The 15,089-nt window shown below is 58.5% G+C and carries 11 protein-coding genes and 2 pseudogenes; 5 read left to right on the top strand and 8 right to left on the bottom strand.

What is annotated here, in order from left to right:
- Positions 1–57 precede the first annotated feature (57 nt).
- Entirely contained in the window at positions 58–981 is a 924-nt protein-coding gene (locus tag JFT87_RS18765) for a LysR substrate-binding domain-containing protein (protein ID WP_201203636.1), read from the top strand.
- A 48-nt stretch (positions 982–1,029) separates the two neighbouring features.
- Here the strand turns inward: JFT87_RS18765 and JFT87_RS18760 are convergent, their stop codons facing one another.
- Together JFT87_RS18760 and JFT87_RS18755 are read right to left on the bottom strand one after the other, a co-directional pair.
- Complete coding sequence (locus JFT87_RS18760) at positions 1,030–1,656, bottom strand: glutathione S-transferase family protein (RefSeq protein ID WP_201203631.1); 627 nt, start codon at positions 1,654–1,656, stop codon at positions 1,030–1,032.
- Positions 1,657–1,779: 123 nt separating this feature from the next.
- Entirely contained in the window at positions 1,780–2,391 is a 612-nt protein-coding gene (locus JFT87_RS18755; protein ID WP_201203630.1) for a dTMP kinase, read from the bottom strand.
- Between the two features lie 221 nt (positions 2,392–2,612).
- On the opposite strand from JFT87_RS18755, the gene JFT87_RS18750 reads away from it, so the two are divergent.
- A complete protein-coding gene (locus JFT87_RS18750; protein WP_201203629.1) occupies positions 2,613–3,746 on the top strand; it encodes an aminotransferase class V-fold PLP-dependent enzyme in 1,134 nt (377 codons plus the stop codon).
- Positions 3,747–3,865: 119 nt separating this feature from the next.
- On the top strand, positions 3,866–4,768 hold the full coding sequence (locus JFT87_RS18745) for a bestrophin family protein (protein ID WP_201203628.1): 903 nt from the start codon (positions 3,866–3,868) through the stop codon (positions 4,766–4,768).
- A 35-nt stretch (positions 4,769–4,803) separates the two neighbouring features.
- On the opposite strand, the gene JFT87_RS18740 is transcribed toward JFT87_RS18745, so the two are convergent.
- Both JFT87_RS18740 and solA read right to left on the bottom strand, forming a co-directional pair.
- Positions 4,804–5,583, bottom strand: coding sequence for a MetQ/NlpA family ABC transporter substrate-binding protein (locus tag JFT87_RS18740; protein WP_201203627.1), 780 nt, complete (start codon positions 5,581–5,583; stop codon positions 4,804–4,806).
- Positions 5,580–6,758, bottom strand: coding sequence for an N-methyl-L-tryptophan oxidase (gene solA, locus JFT87_RS18735; RefSeq protein WP_201203625.1), 1,179 nt, complete (start codon positions 6,756–6,758; stop codon positions 5,580–5,582). The genes JFT87_RS18740 and solA overlap by 4 nt, the downstream gene beginning before the upstream one ends.
- Before the next feature lie 372 nt (positions 6,759–7,130).
- Between solA and JFT87_RS18730 the strand changes: the two are divergent.
- A pseudogene (locus JFT87_RS18730) lies at positions 7,131–9,535 on the top strand (glucose/quinate/shikimate family membrane-bound PQQ-dependent dehydrogenase).
- 104 nt (positions 9,536–9,639) lie between these two features.
- Positions 9,640–10,938, top strand: a complete 1,299-nt coding sequence (locus JFT87_RS18725) for a carbohydrate porin (protein ID WP_201203623.1) — start codon at positions 9,640–9,642, stop codon at positions 10,936–10,938.
- Between the two features lie 132 nt (positions 10,939–11,070).
- Here the strand turns inward: JFT87_RS18725 and JFT87_RS18720 are convergent, their stop codons facing one another.
- The 4 genes and pseudogenes from JFT87_RS18720 to JFT87_RS18705 all read right to left on the bottom strand — a co-directional run bounded on the left by JFT87_RS18720 (position 11,071) and on the right by JFT87_RS18705 (position 15,066).
- Entirely contained in the window at positions 11,071–11,262 is a 192-nt protein-coding gene (locus tag JFT87_RS18720) for a hypothetical protein (protein ID WP_201203621.1), read from the bottom strand.
- Between the two features lie 99 nt (positions 11,263–11,361).
- Positions 11,362–13,220 (bottom strand): annotated as a pseudogene (locus tag JFT87_RS18715) (ABC transporter ATP-binding protein).
- 127 nt (positions 13,221–13,347) lie between these two features.
- Positions 13,348–13,692 carry an ASCH domain-containing protein gene (locus JFT87_RS18710; protein WP_342367180.1) on the bottom strand — a complete coding sequence of 115 codons (345 nt, stop codon included), beginning with the start codon at positions 13,690–13,692 and terminating at the stop codon, positions 13,348–13,350.
- Positions 13,693–14,169: 477 nt separating this feature from the next.
- On the bottom strand, positions 14,170–15,066 hold the full coding sequence (locus JFT87_RS18705; RefSeq protein ID WP_201203613.1) for an NmrA family NAD(P)-binding protein: 897 nt from the start codon (positions 15,064–15,066) through the stop codon (positions 14,170–14,172).
- Positions 15,067–15,089: the final 23 nt, after the last annotated feature.

Raw genomic sequence — 15,089 nt, 5'->3', positions numbered from 1 at the left:
GTGATGTCGTGATCACTGATCGTGATCACCAAACCTGCGTCTTATCGGGAGTAAAGAGTGGAACTCAAGCATCTGCGGGCTTTTGCGACCTTGGCTGAAGAGCTGCACTTTGGCCGTGCGGCGGCGCGCCTGCACATTGTCCAGCCGGCCTTGAGTGCGCAGATACGTGCTCTGGAAGAAGATGTCGGCGCGCAGTTATTCGAGCGTGATCGGCACCGAGTCGAGTTGACCGAGGAGGGAATGCTGTTTCTGCCCGAGGCCCTGGCGACCCTGCGTCAGGCCGGGCGCGCCCGGGAGGTGTTGCAGCAAGCGGCGGCCGGAGAGGTAGGGATATTGCGCTTGGCATTTGTGTCGTCAACGTTGTCGCACTTGTTGCCATTGCTCGTGCGTACGCTGGAAGAGCGCTACCCGCGTATCGAACTGGAGCTCAAGGACATGCCCTCGTTACCGCAGGCGCGGGCCTTGATGGACAATGCCCTGGATTTTGGCCTGGTACGTCTTCCACTGAATGTGCCTGGCGTACACACGCGCATGCTGTTCGAAGAATCACTGGTGGTTGCGCTGCCGCAAGACCATCCGCTGTGCATCTTGCGTCGTATAAAGCCTCAGGATTTGGTCGGGTGTCCGGTACTGGTGCTGGCGCGCAAGTTCGCTCCCGGCTTGTATGACCAGATGCTGGCAGGTTTTCACCGACGCAAAGTGACCCTGACAATCGCCCGGGAAATGGGCGAATTCACGACCCAACTGGCGCTGGTGGCCGCGGGCTTAGGCATCGGCATCTTGCCCAGCGGCGCTGCGTCGGCACTGCCCGTCGGTGTCGTGACTCGACCACTCACGTTGCCCATGAGCGGCGCTGGCATCGGCGTGGCCTGGCTCGGCCTGGAAACCCCGCGCAAACGTGCGCTAATGATGGTGCTGGACGAACTTTATCCAGCGTCGAATCCTGAGGCCAACTCGACAGCAAAAAGCGATCCCGAATAACTCTGGCGTCGCTAATGCAGATTCAGCCATCACGCCGAAGTTGATTGCTCAGCCGACCTCTTGTTCCAGTTTCAGCGCGCGCTTCCAGCTGTCCAGCGCGGTGAGGCGCTGCAGGTAGGCCGCCAGATGCGGATACTGCGCCCCTGCCCCCAACTGCTCGACAACGGTGATAGCGACGAAAGCCAGCATGAAATCTGCCCCGGACAATTTCTCACCGACGATAAAGGACTTGTCCGCGAGTACGTTGTCGAGAAAGCCCAAGACCTTGTCAAACTCGGTCTGGGTGTAACCGTTGAGAAATTTCAGCTCAGTCCCGGCACTCGCCTCGATCTGGGTGAATATCTTCAGCAGTACCGGCACCATGGCCGAGCTCTCCGCAAAGTGAATCCATTGCAGGTATTGAAGGTAATCCGGCGAAGTGAACGCCGGCTCCAGCTGCGGTGCGAACCGGCGGATCAGGTACTCGACGATAGCGCCCGATTCAACCAGCACATGCCCCTCGAACTCAATCACTGGCGACTTCCCGAGTGGATGGATGTCTTTGAGCGAGGGTGGCGCAAGATGCGTGGCAGCGTCGCGCTGATAACGAATCAGTGTGTAGGGCTGACCGATCTCTTCCAGCATCCAGAGTATGCGCAGGGAGCGAGAAGCGTTGAGGTGATGAAGTGTGATCATTTCGGGTCTCTGTAGTCAGTGGATGTTTCGGCCAAGTCGACCTGCGCAGGACAAAGGCAGGTTCAACGGCAACTTGAGTTGAGCAACGAGGCCTTATAGCGCCCTCGCCCCTGATGTCGATAATCACCGAAGTACTTTATAGATCTCTGAAACCACCTGCATCGTCGCCTCTTCGATGGTTCCTTCATTACGGCACAACACCCAGCCGTGATCCGCAACCGCCTGTTCGAACATCTCGGTACACGCGACATGCTCGGCGTGCTTCTGGATCACGGTGCCGCCCAGTCCTCGCGATCGTGCCGTCGCCCTCGCCCATGAAATATCCGGTGCAGTGATGACCCCGACATGCAGATCCGGTACTCGCACGTCGCGCTCCATGTTCAATTGCAGAATCTCTGCAAACGGCACGGTGTGGCGAAATGCGGCATCCGACGGATACCATCGATCAATCAGAATAATGCTGTTCGGCGGTTGTTTAGGCAGCACGTGTTGGGAGATCCAGCTTCGGCTATCGGCAAAACGCTGACACACAGCCCATTCGAGTTCCGGGGAAGGATTTCTGGCGAGCTGGTTAACGAGGGCCATGGTTTCAGCCCTGAAGGGATCGCTTTTTCTCTCGCAGAGCCGGATGACTTTCTGGTTGTCAGCTCTCAGGGCTGCCGTCACGGCTTCCAACAGTGTGGTTTTGCCGGTGCCTTTGGGCCCATCCAGAGAAATAAACAGCGAGGGATTCATTCTTCACACAACGATCAGGACTTTGGCGAGCACTCTAACCGCATTTGCGCAATTGCATCAGCACCTCCCTGCCCTTTGCCTACACTTGCGTCCTAACGATATTCACCCGATCTTTTGAATGCCGCTGGACCGAAGTCGCCATTCAATCCGGCCAACTTGTCATTTGCCATGGCTTGAGGCAGGGTCGAACCCACTGACATCTCTGCCAAAGGAATTACGCCATGTCGAAGCTCTATCCCAGTATCGATCCCGAGGGGTTGGTCGAGTACTCCGTGGTCTACACCGATCGCTCTCTGAACCACATGTCGCAGTCCTTTCAAGCGGTGATGAAGAATATCTCCAAGACCCTGAAGCAGGTCTACAACGCCGAGGCGGTTGCGGTGGTTCCGGGCAGCGGCACATTTGGCATGGAAGCGGTGGCGCGACAGTTTGCCGGCGGTCAGCAATGCCTGGTGATACGCAACGGCTGGTTCAGTTATCGCTGGAGCCAGATCCTGGAGATGGGCAACATCCCGGCGGCCACCACGGTGTTGAAAGCCCGGCCGGTGGAAAGCGGTCATCAGGCCGCGTACGCCCCGCCGCCGCTGGACGAAGTGCTGGCAGCAATCTCTGCGCAAAAGCCAAAGATTGTCTTCGCGCCCCACGTTGAAACTTCATCCGGGATCATCCTGCCCGACGACTATCTGCGGGCCGTCGGCGACGCCGTGCATGCGGTGGGCGGTCTGTTCGTGCTGGACTGCATCGCCTCGGGCACGCTTTGGGTTGATATGCACAAATGCGCCGTCGACCTGCTGATCAGCGCGCCACAGAAAGGCTGGAGCGCCTCCCCTTGCTGCGCATTGGTGATGTTCAGTGATTTGGCCCTCGAACGTATCGAGCAAACGCAAAGCAGCAGCTTCGCCTGTGACCTGAAAAAGTGGCTGCAGATCATGCAAGCCTACGAACAGGGCGGACACGCCTACCATGCGACCATGCCCAGCGATTCCCTCGCTCGATTCAACGAGGTGATGAAAGAGACGCAAGCCTACGGTTTCGACAAAGTTCGCGATGAACAACAGGCTCTCGGCGATCGGGTGCGCGCCCTGTTGACTGGCAAAGGTATTAAAAGCGTGGCCGCTGCCGGCTTTCAGGCCCCGGGCGTCGTGGTCAGCTACACCGACGATGCCGATATCAAAAACGGCAAGAAATTTGCCAATCACGGTCTGCAGATCGCCGCCGGCGTGCCGTTGCAATGCGACGAGCCGGCCGACTTCCAGACCTTCCGTATCGGGCTGTTCGGGCTGGAAAAACTGCACAATATCGAACGCACGGTCAGTACGCTTGAGAAGGCGCTGGATGAGGTGATGGTTGACTGATTTCACGCAGATCGCTCAGCGTCCCGGACACATTGTGTAAAGCGTTCAGCGAACCTTTACCCGGCAACCACCGTCCGAGTTAGTGCATTAATGCCCACCGCTCGCCGCGAGGTCCGCGCTTGAAAGCCGCCATCATCAAAAAATACCGTCTGGTCATCAAGACCATGGGCTATGTGGGCTGGGCCCTGTTCTGGTTGCTGCTCTGGGATATAGCCGTCACCGTGGACTTCATGCTGTTTCTCAACAGCAAAATCAACCTGCCGCTGATGCCTTTGACGTTGCTGGGCTCGGCGTTGGTGGTGCTGATCAGTTTTCGCAACAGCAGTGCCTACAATCGCTGGTGGGAAGCGCGCACGTTGTGGGGGGCGATGGTCAATAACTCCCGTAGCTTTGCGCGGCAGGTCCTGACGTTGCTGGATGACCCGGACAATGAAGTCAACCCGATGAAATCAACCCTGCTGCGCCGCCACGTGGCATATGTGAACTGCGTGGCCGCGCACCTGCGGGGGCAGCCTTGTCCGGACGAGATACGTGCGTTTATTCCCGCCGAGGAGTTCGCCCGCAGCGGCACCACCAATAACTTTGCCAACGATATCCTCAACGGTTCCGCGGCGCTGCTGGCCCAGGAATACAAGGCCGGGCGCCTGGATAGTATTCGCCTGGCACGGCTGGAGTCGACCCTGGTTGATCTGTCCAACAGCCAGGGCGGAATGGAGCGGATTGCCAATACGCCGCTGCCCTACCCTTACGTCTATTTTCCACGGCTGTTTATTTCGCTGTTCTGCCTGATTGTGCCGGTGGGGCTAGTCGAGTCGCTGGGCTGGTTTACCCCGCTGGCCTCGACCGTGGTCGGTTTCATGCTGCTGGCCATCGAACGCATCGGCACCGATCTGCAAAGCCCGTTCCGCGACAGCGAACACCAGATCCAGATGGAAACCCTCTGCGAAACCATCGAGAAAAACCTGCAGTCGATGCAGCGTGATTCATTGGGGGACGTGCGCAGGATTGAAGATATTGCCTAAGCAGCCGTCAGGGTTTCTGCCGGCTCCCGAGTGCATCAGAACGCGGGCACCACATCACCGTGATAACGCTCAAGAATGAACTGCTTCACTTGTGGTGAGTTAAGCAATGCGCCAAGTTTCTGCACCGCCGGCGCGTTGGCTTTGTCGCGGCGCACGTAGAGGTAATTGGCGTAAGGCGACTCGGAGCTTTCGATGAACAGAGCATCCTTGTGCGGTTCAAGCTTCGCTTCCAGCGCGTAGTTGGCGTTGATCAACGCCATGTCGACCTGATTCAACACACGCGGCAGCATGGCCGCTTCAAGTTCCTGAAACTTCAGATGCTTGGGGTTGCTGACGATGTCGAGGCGCGTGGCCATGATGTTGTCGGGATCCTTGAGGGTGATCAGACCTTGCCTGGCGATCAACAACAGCGCACGACCGGAGTTGGTCTGGTCGTTGGGAATGGCGATGGTGGCGCCGTCCTTCAGTTCGCTGATCGATTTGATTTTCTTCGAATAGGCACCGAAAGGTTCGATGTGCACGGCAACAATCGGCACTTGATCGCTGCTTGGGCGATCCTTTTTGTAGGCCTCGTAGTAGGGTTTGCTCTGGAAATAGTTGGCGTCGAGCAAGCCTTCATCGGTCTGTCGGTCCGGCTGTATGTAGTCAGAGAAGACTTTGACATCCAGCGTCACTCCTTCCTTGGCCAGCTCGGGTTTCAAGAATTCGAGGATCTCGGCGTGGGGCACCGGCACCACGGCGATTTTCAGGGTTTCGGCAGAGGCATTACCCATGGCGGCCACCAGCAGTGCTACGGAGAGCGCAACGCGTTTCACGATAGTTTTCCTTCAAAGCGTTTCAGGGAGAAAGACGAGAGATCCAGGTCGGTCGAGCCGCGCGTGCACCATTGCGCCAGCGCTTCGCCCAACGCGGCTGAATGCTTGAAGCCATGACCGGAACAAGCGGACACCACCAGCGTGTTTTTCAGATGTGGATGCTCGTCGATGATGAAGTCGCCGTCCGGCGTGACGGTGTAGGTGCATACCGAAGACGTGGCTACGCGCGAGGTCACGCCGGCAATCTTGCCGCGCACCTGATGTTCATACATGTCCTGCGCTTCGGCGGCCGAAACCGTTCGCTCGATTGTTTGCGGCGACGATGAGGTGTGGTACTGCGCGGTGGCAATTTTCAGGCTGCCTTCGCCGGGTAACGCGGGAAAGCCGTAATTGACTTTATCGTCGCCCCGGCCATGGGTGAGGATGAATGTCGGGGAGTGGCCGACCAGCCCGGCACCCTCCTCCAGTTCGAACCAGAATAGCTTCTGCCGGTAGACACTGAGCAGATTTTCATAGGGCTCACCGAGCAATTCACCACTCCAGTTGCCCGCGCTGATCACCAGTTTGTTGGCAAACAGCGTGCGGCGGTCGGTGGTGACCGTGACACCCTCCTCGCTCGAGGTGATCGCGGTGACGGTCTCGCCTTTATAAAGCGTCGCGCCGTGTTGCTCGGCCAGTTTGAGTTGCACGTCGATGCAGCGTTCGGGACGTACAAAGCCTCCGCCGGGCTCGAAGTAACCGATTGCGCTGTCGTGCACGTTGGCAAATTGCGGGAAGCGTTGGCGAATCTGTTCGGCGGACAAGATTTCGTGCTCGATGCCGTAGGTCTGCGCCAGATTGATGGTGCGCAAGGTGAAGTCGGTCTGGTCTTGAGGATCGAAATCGGCGCTCGATGTCAGCACCAGCAGCCCCGACTGCTCGAACAGCGATTCTCCACTCAACGCCTCAAGTTCACGCCAGATGCGATGAGAATTGCGCACGATGGGCACATATTGCGCGCCCTCGCCGACTGAAAGCCGAGTGATGCGCGTGTCGCCGTGGCTTGAGCCAAGGTTATGCGGCGGGTGATGCCGATCAATACCGACAACCTTCACACCTGCTTTCGCCAACTGATAAACCGTGGCAGCGCCCATCGCGCCCAAGCCCAGAACCACCACTTCGTATCGCTCGGACATGAATAGCCACCTATCAAAAAAGCGCCAGTTGAGCGGTAAACCAAGGCGAATTCAAAGATTAAATAAGCATATCCATATAGCTCGATGCGTCCGCTGACCGCTCTGGATCGGCATGCCGGGCGGTTATTCGTCGCATTTACAACCTGGCGCAAATGATTTACGCCTGAGAGCGCGGCATCCTAAATCTGTCAAAAATCATAATAAATCCTACAGAACAGCCATTTTTGAACCCATTTCGACAGACTTTTCACCATCTGAGCCCTCTCAGGCACGAGTCAAAAGCGCGAACTACGCTTCACGTTGAAATTTGTGATTTAACTAGGTAGTTACCTAACTATATAATGCGCGCCTCATTTCAACGGGACACTCAACGTGAAGCAGAGTCAACGCCTCTCGGGCATATCAAAATTCATTCTGGTCGGGCTGGGCGTCGTCATCGCCCTGCTCGGCCTTGCGCTGGCCGCTGGCGGCGTGAAATTGGTCAGCCTGGGAGGTTCCTGGTACTTCCTGGTCGGTGGTCTGGTGATGGCCGCTTCCGGTCTGCTGATCGCGCGCTTCAAACTGGCCGGTGCCTGGTTGTTCGCGGCTTTCCTGGTAGGCACGGCGATCTGGGCGGTGAGCGATGCCGGGCTGGTGTTCTGGCCGGTGTTCTCGCGTCTGTTCATGTTCAGTGTCATTGGCCTGGTCGTGGCGCTGGTCTATCCGCTGCTCAAGCGTGCCAACGGTAGCGTTGCCGGTCGCGGCGCCTACGCCGTGGCTGCGGTGCTGGCGGTCGGCGTGGTTGTGGCGGCGGGCAATATGTTCGTCGCCCACCCTACCGTGGCGGCGACCGGCACAGGCCCGGGCTTGACCCCGGTTGAGCCGGCTACGGCGCAAAAAGACTGGGCACACTACGGTAATACCGAAGGTGGCAGCCGCTTCGCCGCGCTGGACCAGATCAATCGCAGCAACGTCGACAAGCTGAAAGTCGCGTGGACATATCACACCGGTGACGTCGCAGAAAGCGATGGCAACGGCGCCGAAGACCAGCTCACCCCGCTGCAGGTCGGCAACAAAGTGTTCATCTGCACCCCGCACAACAACCTGATCGCCCTCGATGCCGACAGCGGTAAAGAGCTGTGGAAGAACCCGATCAACGCGCAGTCGAAAGTCTGGCAGCGTTGCCGTGGCATGGCCTATTTCGACGCCACGAAAGAGATCGCTCAGCCGTCCAACTCGACCATCATCGAAGCCAAACCAGCGCCGGCCGCCAATTGCCAGCGTCGTTTGCTGACCAACACCATCGACGCTCGCCTGATCGCGGTCGATGCCGATACCGGCGAGTTCTGCCAGGGTTTCGGCAACAACGGCCAGGTTGATCTGAAGGCCGGTCTGGGTGATGTCCCGGACAGCTACTATCAATTGTCTTCCGCGCCGCTGATGGCCGGCACCACCGTGGTGGTTGGCGGTCGCGTGGCCGACAACGTGCAGACCGACATGCCAGGTGGTGTGATCCGTGGTTTCGACGTGATGACTGGCGCCATGCGCTGGGCGTTCGACCCGGGCAATCCGCAGGATAAAAGGCACCGGCCGACGGCAGTACCTATGTGCGCAGCACGCCGAACAGCTGGGCACCGATGTCTTATGACCCGGCGACCAACACGGTCTTCCTGCCGATGGGCAGTTCGTCCACCGACATCTATGGTGTCGAACGCAGCAAGCTCGATCACACCTACGGCGCCTCGATCCTCGCGCTCGACGCTACCAGCGGTGAAGAGCGCTGGGTGTTCCAGACCGTGCACAACGACCTCTGGGACTTCGACCTGCCGATGCAGCCGAGCCTGATCGACTTCACCAAGGACGGCAAAAGCATCCCTGCGCTGGTCATCGGCACCAAGGCCGGGCAGATCTACGTGCTTGACCGGGCCACCGGCAAACCGCTGACCGACGTTAAAGAAGTCCCGGTCAAAGCGGCGAACATCCCGAACGAACCGTACTCCCCTACTCAGCCGAAATCGGTGGGCATGCCCGAAATCGGTGCTCAGCACCTGACCGAATCCGACATGTGGGGCGCAACCCCTTACGATCAATTGCTCTGCCGCATCGACTTCAAGGGCATGCGCTACGACGGCTTGTACACCGCGCCGGGCACCGACAAATCCCTGAGTTTCCCGGGTTCGTTGGGTGGCATGAACTGGGGCAGTATCTCGACTGATCCGGTGCACGGTTTCATCTTCGTCAACGACATGCGCCTGGGTCTGTGGATTCAGATGATCCCGTCGCAGAACAAAGCTCAAGCCTCTTCTGGTGGCGAAGCGCTGAATACCGGCATGGGCGCTGTACCGCTCAAAGGCACGCCTTATGCGGTCAACAAAAACCGCTTCCTGTCGGTTGCCGGCATTCCTTGCCAGGCACCACCGTTCGGCACGCTGACCGCCATCGACATGAAGACTCAGAAAGTCGCTTGGCAGGTTCCGGTGGGGACTGTTGAGGACACCGGCCCGCTGGGCATTCGTATGCACTTGCCGATCAAAATCGGCCTGCCAACCCTCGGCGGCACCCTGTCGACCCAGGGCGGCTTGATCTTCATCGCTGGCACCCAGGACTTCTACCTGCGCGCGTTCAACAGCGGCAACGGTGAAGAAATCTGGAAGGCGCGTCTGCCAGTCGGCAGCCAGGGCGGCCCGATGACCTACGTTTCGCCGAAGACCGGCAAACAGTACATCGTCATCACCGCCGGCGGCGCTCGCCAGTCGACGGATCGCGGCGATTACGTGATGGCGTATGCCCTGCCGTAAGCCACTGCGTCCACGTTAAGCGCGGACGCTTGCTTTGAGCGCGGCACCTTCGGGTGCCGCGCTGCTTTTCCCCTATTGCTCAAGTTTTCTGCAGGAAGATTTACATGCTATCGGCTGTTCGTTTTTCGCGTTCTGACCTGTTCAAAGGCCTGTTGATGGGCTTCGCTTGCACCACCACCCTCCCCGCGCTGGCCGACAACGATACTGATCTGTTGACCCGCAGCACCCTCACCGGTGACTGGGGTGGCTTGCGTCACCAGATGGACGAAGAAGGCGTCAAGTTCACTGGCGACTACAGCGGCGAAACCGCCTACAACGCTGACGGTGGCCTGCATCGCTCGGCGCGTTATTCGCAGAACATCAAGCTCGGGGTGCAGTTCGATCTGAGCAAATTGTACGGCTTCGACAATGCCGGCAAGGTCCAGTTGACTATCAATGACCGACGCGGCAACAGTGCCTCGGAAGACCTCGTCGGCAACCGTCTGCCGATCCAGGAAAACTACGGCGGGCTGTACACGCGCCTGACCGAACTGAGTTACGAGCGCAGCCTGTTTACCCCGTCGCTGAATGTAAAGCTCGGTTACATGGCCATGGGCAACGACCTCGGCGGCCTCGACAGCGGCATCCTCTGCAACTTCATGAACGCCGGTTTCTGCGGCCACCCGCTGAACATGTCCGGTGGCAGCGGCTGGACCAACTACCCCAACGCTCATTTGGGCGTGCGGGTGAAATACGACCTGTCGCCGTCCTGGCAACTGCGCGTGGCGGCGTTCAACGTCGACCCGGAAAGCAACGGCAACTCCAGCCGCGCCTGGCACCTGGGGCCGAAACACACGACAGGCACCGTGGTGCCGATCGAGCTGGTGTACAAGCACGCGGGTGACCTGCCTGGCGAATACAAGGTCGGCTACTACTACGACAGCTCCGACGTGAAACGCATCGGCAGCGATAAGCAAGTGTCCGGTCGCGGCGGTCATTACCTGTTGATTGATCAGGCTGTGTGGAGTTCGCCTACTTCCGAGGGCCGCAGTCTGCACGCCTTCGGCCAATACTCGGCGGCCAGCGAAGCGGCCTCGCCGTTCAGCAAGTGGTATGGCACTGGCGTGGTTCTGTACAAACCGTTCGAAGGACGCCCGCGTGACACCGTTGCGTTGGGCTACGGTCGTGCAGTACCGAACCCGCGCAGTCGCGATGTTCAGCAGGACGCCGCCATGGCCAATGACGCCGCGTTCCCGAACCTGGACAGCGCTGAGCAATTGATTGAACTGGGCTACGGTTATCAAGCCACGCCTTGGCTGACGTTGCGCCCGAATGTGCAATACATCATCGAGCCGGGCGCGTTCTCCGGGCAAGACATCGACAATGCGCTGGTGTTTGGTTTGCAGGTGAAAGCGGCACTCTGATCTTGGGCCGTTGAGCCAGGAACAGTGAAAACCAAAAGTCATTTGTGGCGAGCGAGCGCGCTCCCTCGCCACAGTGACAGAGTCATCCTGGATAAGCGCCAGGCCTGGTTTTCAATCACGCGATTTTCTCGACTACGGATGCTCGCTTGATACCGAGTTGTTGGCATCGACATCGCTCATGTCTTCTTCAACTGACGCTTCGTCATCCACCGGCAGTGTGCCTTCAGGCTCGTCGCGGCGTGGGTCGTGACCGGTTTCATTGTCCGTTGTGCGAGTGACTTCCTGCTGAGAGATGTTGCCTGGCGCTTTTTCATCAATTTGCATGCTGGCTCTCCTGCTGAAGCACGGAAATTCCGCGCTTCATCGTGAGAGGACGATCCGTCACCGTAAGTGCCTGCCAATGGACGAATGGCAACTGTCCGTTTACACCTGATCCATCGCCTCGACCACGCCCTTGTCCTCACCCAGAAACCCACCGCTCTGATGCTGCCAAAGCCGCGCATAGATGCCGTTTTTCTCCAGCAATTCGGTGTGAGTGCCCTGCTCGACGATGCGTCCGTCGTCCATGACAATCAGCCGATCCATGGCCGCAATGGTCGACAACCGATGGGCGATCGCGATCACGGTCTTGCCCTGCATCATTTCGTCGAGGCTTTCCTGAATCGCCACTTCGACTTCCGAGTCGAGCGCGCTGGTGGCTTCGTCAAGCAGCAGGATCGGCGCGTTCTTGAGCATCACCCGGGCGATCGCGACGCGTTGACGCTGGCCGCCCGACAGTTTGATGCCGCGCTCGCCCACTAGCGTGTCATAGCCGCTATGGCCTTGGCGGTCGCTGAGTTGGCTGATGAACTCATCGGCCTGGGCACTGGCCGCCGCGCTGCGGATCTGTGCATCGGTCGCGTCGGGACGGCCGTAGGCGATGTTGTCGCGAATGGAACGGTGCAACAGAGAAGTGTCCTGCGTGACCATGCCGATAGCACTGCGCAGACTGTCTTGCGTCACGTGCGCGATATTCTGGCCGTCAATGCAAATCTCCCCGCTGTCGATGTCATAGAAGCGCAGCAGCAAGTTGATCAGCGTGGATTTGCCGGCGCCAGAGCGGCCGACCAGACCGATTTTTTCGCCCGGGCGAATGTTCAGGCTGAGGCCATCGAGTACCTGACGCTCGCCGTTGTAGTTGAAACGCACCTTGTCGAACGTCACCGCGCCGCCGGAAGTCACCAGCACGCCGGCATCCGGTGCGTCTTGCACCTTGGCGCCCTGAGTCAGCGTCGCCATGCCGTCCTGCACGGTGCCGATGCTTTCGAACAGCGAAGTCATCTGCCACATGATCCAGTTCGACATGCCATTGATGCGCAACGCCATGGCAGTGATCGCCGCCACGGCACCGGCGCCAACGTCGCCCTGATGCCACAGCCACAGGGCATAGCCACCCGCCGACATGATCAAGCCCACCACCAATGCCTGATTGACGATTTCGAACAGGCTGACCAGACGCATCTGGCGAAAACCGGTGAGTTTGAAATCTTCCATCGCCGCACGCGCGAAGTGCGCCTCACGGTTGGAATGGGAGAACAGCTTCACCGTCGTAATGTTGGTGTAAGCGTCGGAGATACGCCCGGTCATCATCGACCGCGCATTCGCCTGCTCCTGCCCGACTTTGCCCAAACGCGGCACGAAGTACCACATGGCCAGCGCAAACAACACCGCCCAGCCAATGAACGGCAGCATCAGTTTCAAGGCGAAGCCGCCGGCCAACGCGATGATCGCTATGAAATACACGCCAATCCCGGGGAGGATCTCGATAAGGGTGAAGAGCACGTCGCGCACCGCGAGCGCCGTCTGCATCACCTTGGTCGTGACTCGACCGGAAAACTCATCGGAAAAAACGAAAGGCTTTGCCGCAACATCAGCCGGTGGAAGTCCCAACGCAGACGCAGCGGCAAATTGATCGCCAATATCTGGTGCTGCACCATCGTGCGCAACGCCACCAGCCCGACACTGGTCACCATGACAATGCCCATGCCCCACAACACCCGGCTCTCCTGCGCCGAGGCTTCACCGCCGGCCTGCCAGGTCGAGAGCAGATCCACGACCTGCCCGAGGAAGGAAAACAGCCAGGCCTCATAGATCGACACAGCGGCACTCAACAGCGCAAGCACGAGGATGTAACCGCGAGCGCCCCGCGTACAGGCCCAAAGAAAACGCGCCAGACCATTGGGCGGTGGCGGTACCTCGTCAGGGGGAAAAGGGTCGAGTCTTCGTTCGAACGCACGAAGCATGGTGATCTCCAAAACTTTCAAGTTGCGGGGATTCTGCCATTGAATGGTGGCTGGGAGGGCTTTGTGAAAAAGTGTGTTTTTATCCGGGCGGCTATCGGCCGATAGCCCCACTCGTCGCGTTTGATGATCACGCTTTATCGGCAGGCACGAAGTCGACCTCATAAATACCGCGTGCGGCGCGGACGTTCACAGGGTGAATGATCGGCCTGACGTGACTCAACTCCCAAGCGAGCCAACCCTCTTCAAAGTAATTCGCACAGGCCGCTTGCATGTCAGCGAGGACAAACGGGCGAACAGCGTTTACCCGCACGATGGCGACAGCCACGCCGTCGGCGTCTTCGTCACCCTCAGTGTGCAGAAAGCGCCCGTTTTCAACGATCAAAAGGTCTTCGCCAGGATCCAGGTCAGGATGCCAACGGCGAATTTCGAGGGTCTTCTCCCCCGAAGCGATTCGCCCTCCACTGGGCCGCACAATCGATAAGGTCTTGATGGTTCGCTCCTGAAGTCATCCGCGCTATTGCGTTGTTTCCGATAAAACATGAACGACATTCGCCGCCATTTGTTCAGCGCTGCAACCGACGGGTATGTTGAATCAATAGGTCAGCACGGGACAACCACGTTTCTGCACGCTCATGACAGGTCGTCAGTTTCCAGGTGCCGATCTATGCAGCGATCATTGCCTTCAGCGGTGCGTCGGAATCGGGCTGGTGCGTGGCACGCTGAGCGCGGCTTTGATGATGTTGTTTTTGGGGTGACCTTATCGGGCGTCTCTTAATGGGATACGGAGGGTGTTTGGCTTGCCTCCTGGGGGCGACAAGCCGATGTCGTGGGATAGTTGACTGGCGGCTATCGGCCATTAGCTGACATTCACCTCGGGACCATTTACGGCCAAAAGCTACTAATACAGAATCAAGTTATGCCGCTTCAATCAAATACGTCCGCAGACACTTCAGATAAACATAGCAATATTCTGAGCCAGGTATTCCGCCAGCGTCGTCTGACGTACTCCCAAAATCTTCAACTTCGCATCGCTGGCCGGTACCGACAGATAATCACGCGACTCGTGGGTGTAGTAAGTCATCAATGCGTCGAAATAGTCACCCATCGAAGTCTTTAACATTGAATCATCGTCGACATAAGTGATTGTCTTGCCGGTCACATCGCTGAGTAGTTGCGCAACATCCTTGTAATCGAATTGCTCCGCACCGGTCATCAGGTAGTCTTGCCCAATATGGTCCTCCGGTGTGTCCGTGAGTATTCTGGCGATAACATCAGCGATATCTTCCTCGGACACCCAACGGCGGCGTGCGTCGGTCACAGCCGGCATAAGAAGCTGCTGTTGGGTCTTGACCGGTTCCGCCAGGTACCAGGACAAGTTGAACATGATCCAGCAAGCGACATTAAGATAGGTGATCGGCAATCCGCTTGCGTCCAGGAGCGGCTTGGCAACCATATGCTGGGCTGCACCGCAGCGGGTTGCCAGCACTTCCCTGGAAATATCCGTCGCCTTCAAACCGGGTGGTATCGCGGTCAGGCGCACGATCTGCGAAACGCTGCCCGCCTCCCGGACAGCATCAATGATGTTAGGTGTCACCACCGTTTCGTCCGTCACGAAGTCTGGCGTGACGATGAACAGCCGATCCACGCCTCGCATCGCCGCTTTCAGGCTCGCGGGGTCATACCAATCCGCCTGCAGAACCTCAGCACTGGGAAAACGTTCACGGAGCGACTTGACGCCGCTTTCGCGGCTGGACACGAGGCGCAGACTTACGTTTTCACGAACGAGCCGGTCTGCTGCAAGGGCGCCGATATTGCCGGTCGCGCCCAGGATCAATACTTTTTCCATGCTATCTCCTTTACGATGAGCCG

It is taken from the genome of Pseudomonas sp. TH15, from assembly GCF_016651105.1.
Lineage (GTDB): Bacteria > Pseudomonadota > Gammaproteobacteria > Pseudomonadales > Pseudomonadaceae > Aquipseudomonas.
This window is presented reverse-complemented; position numbering and strand designations above follow the sequence as displayed.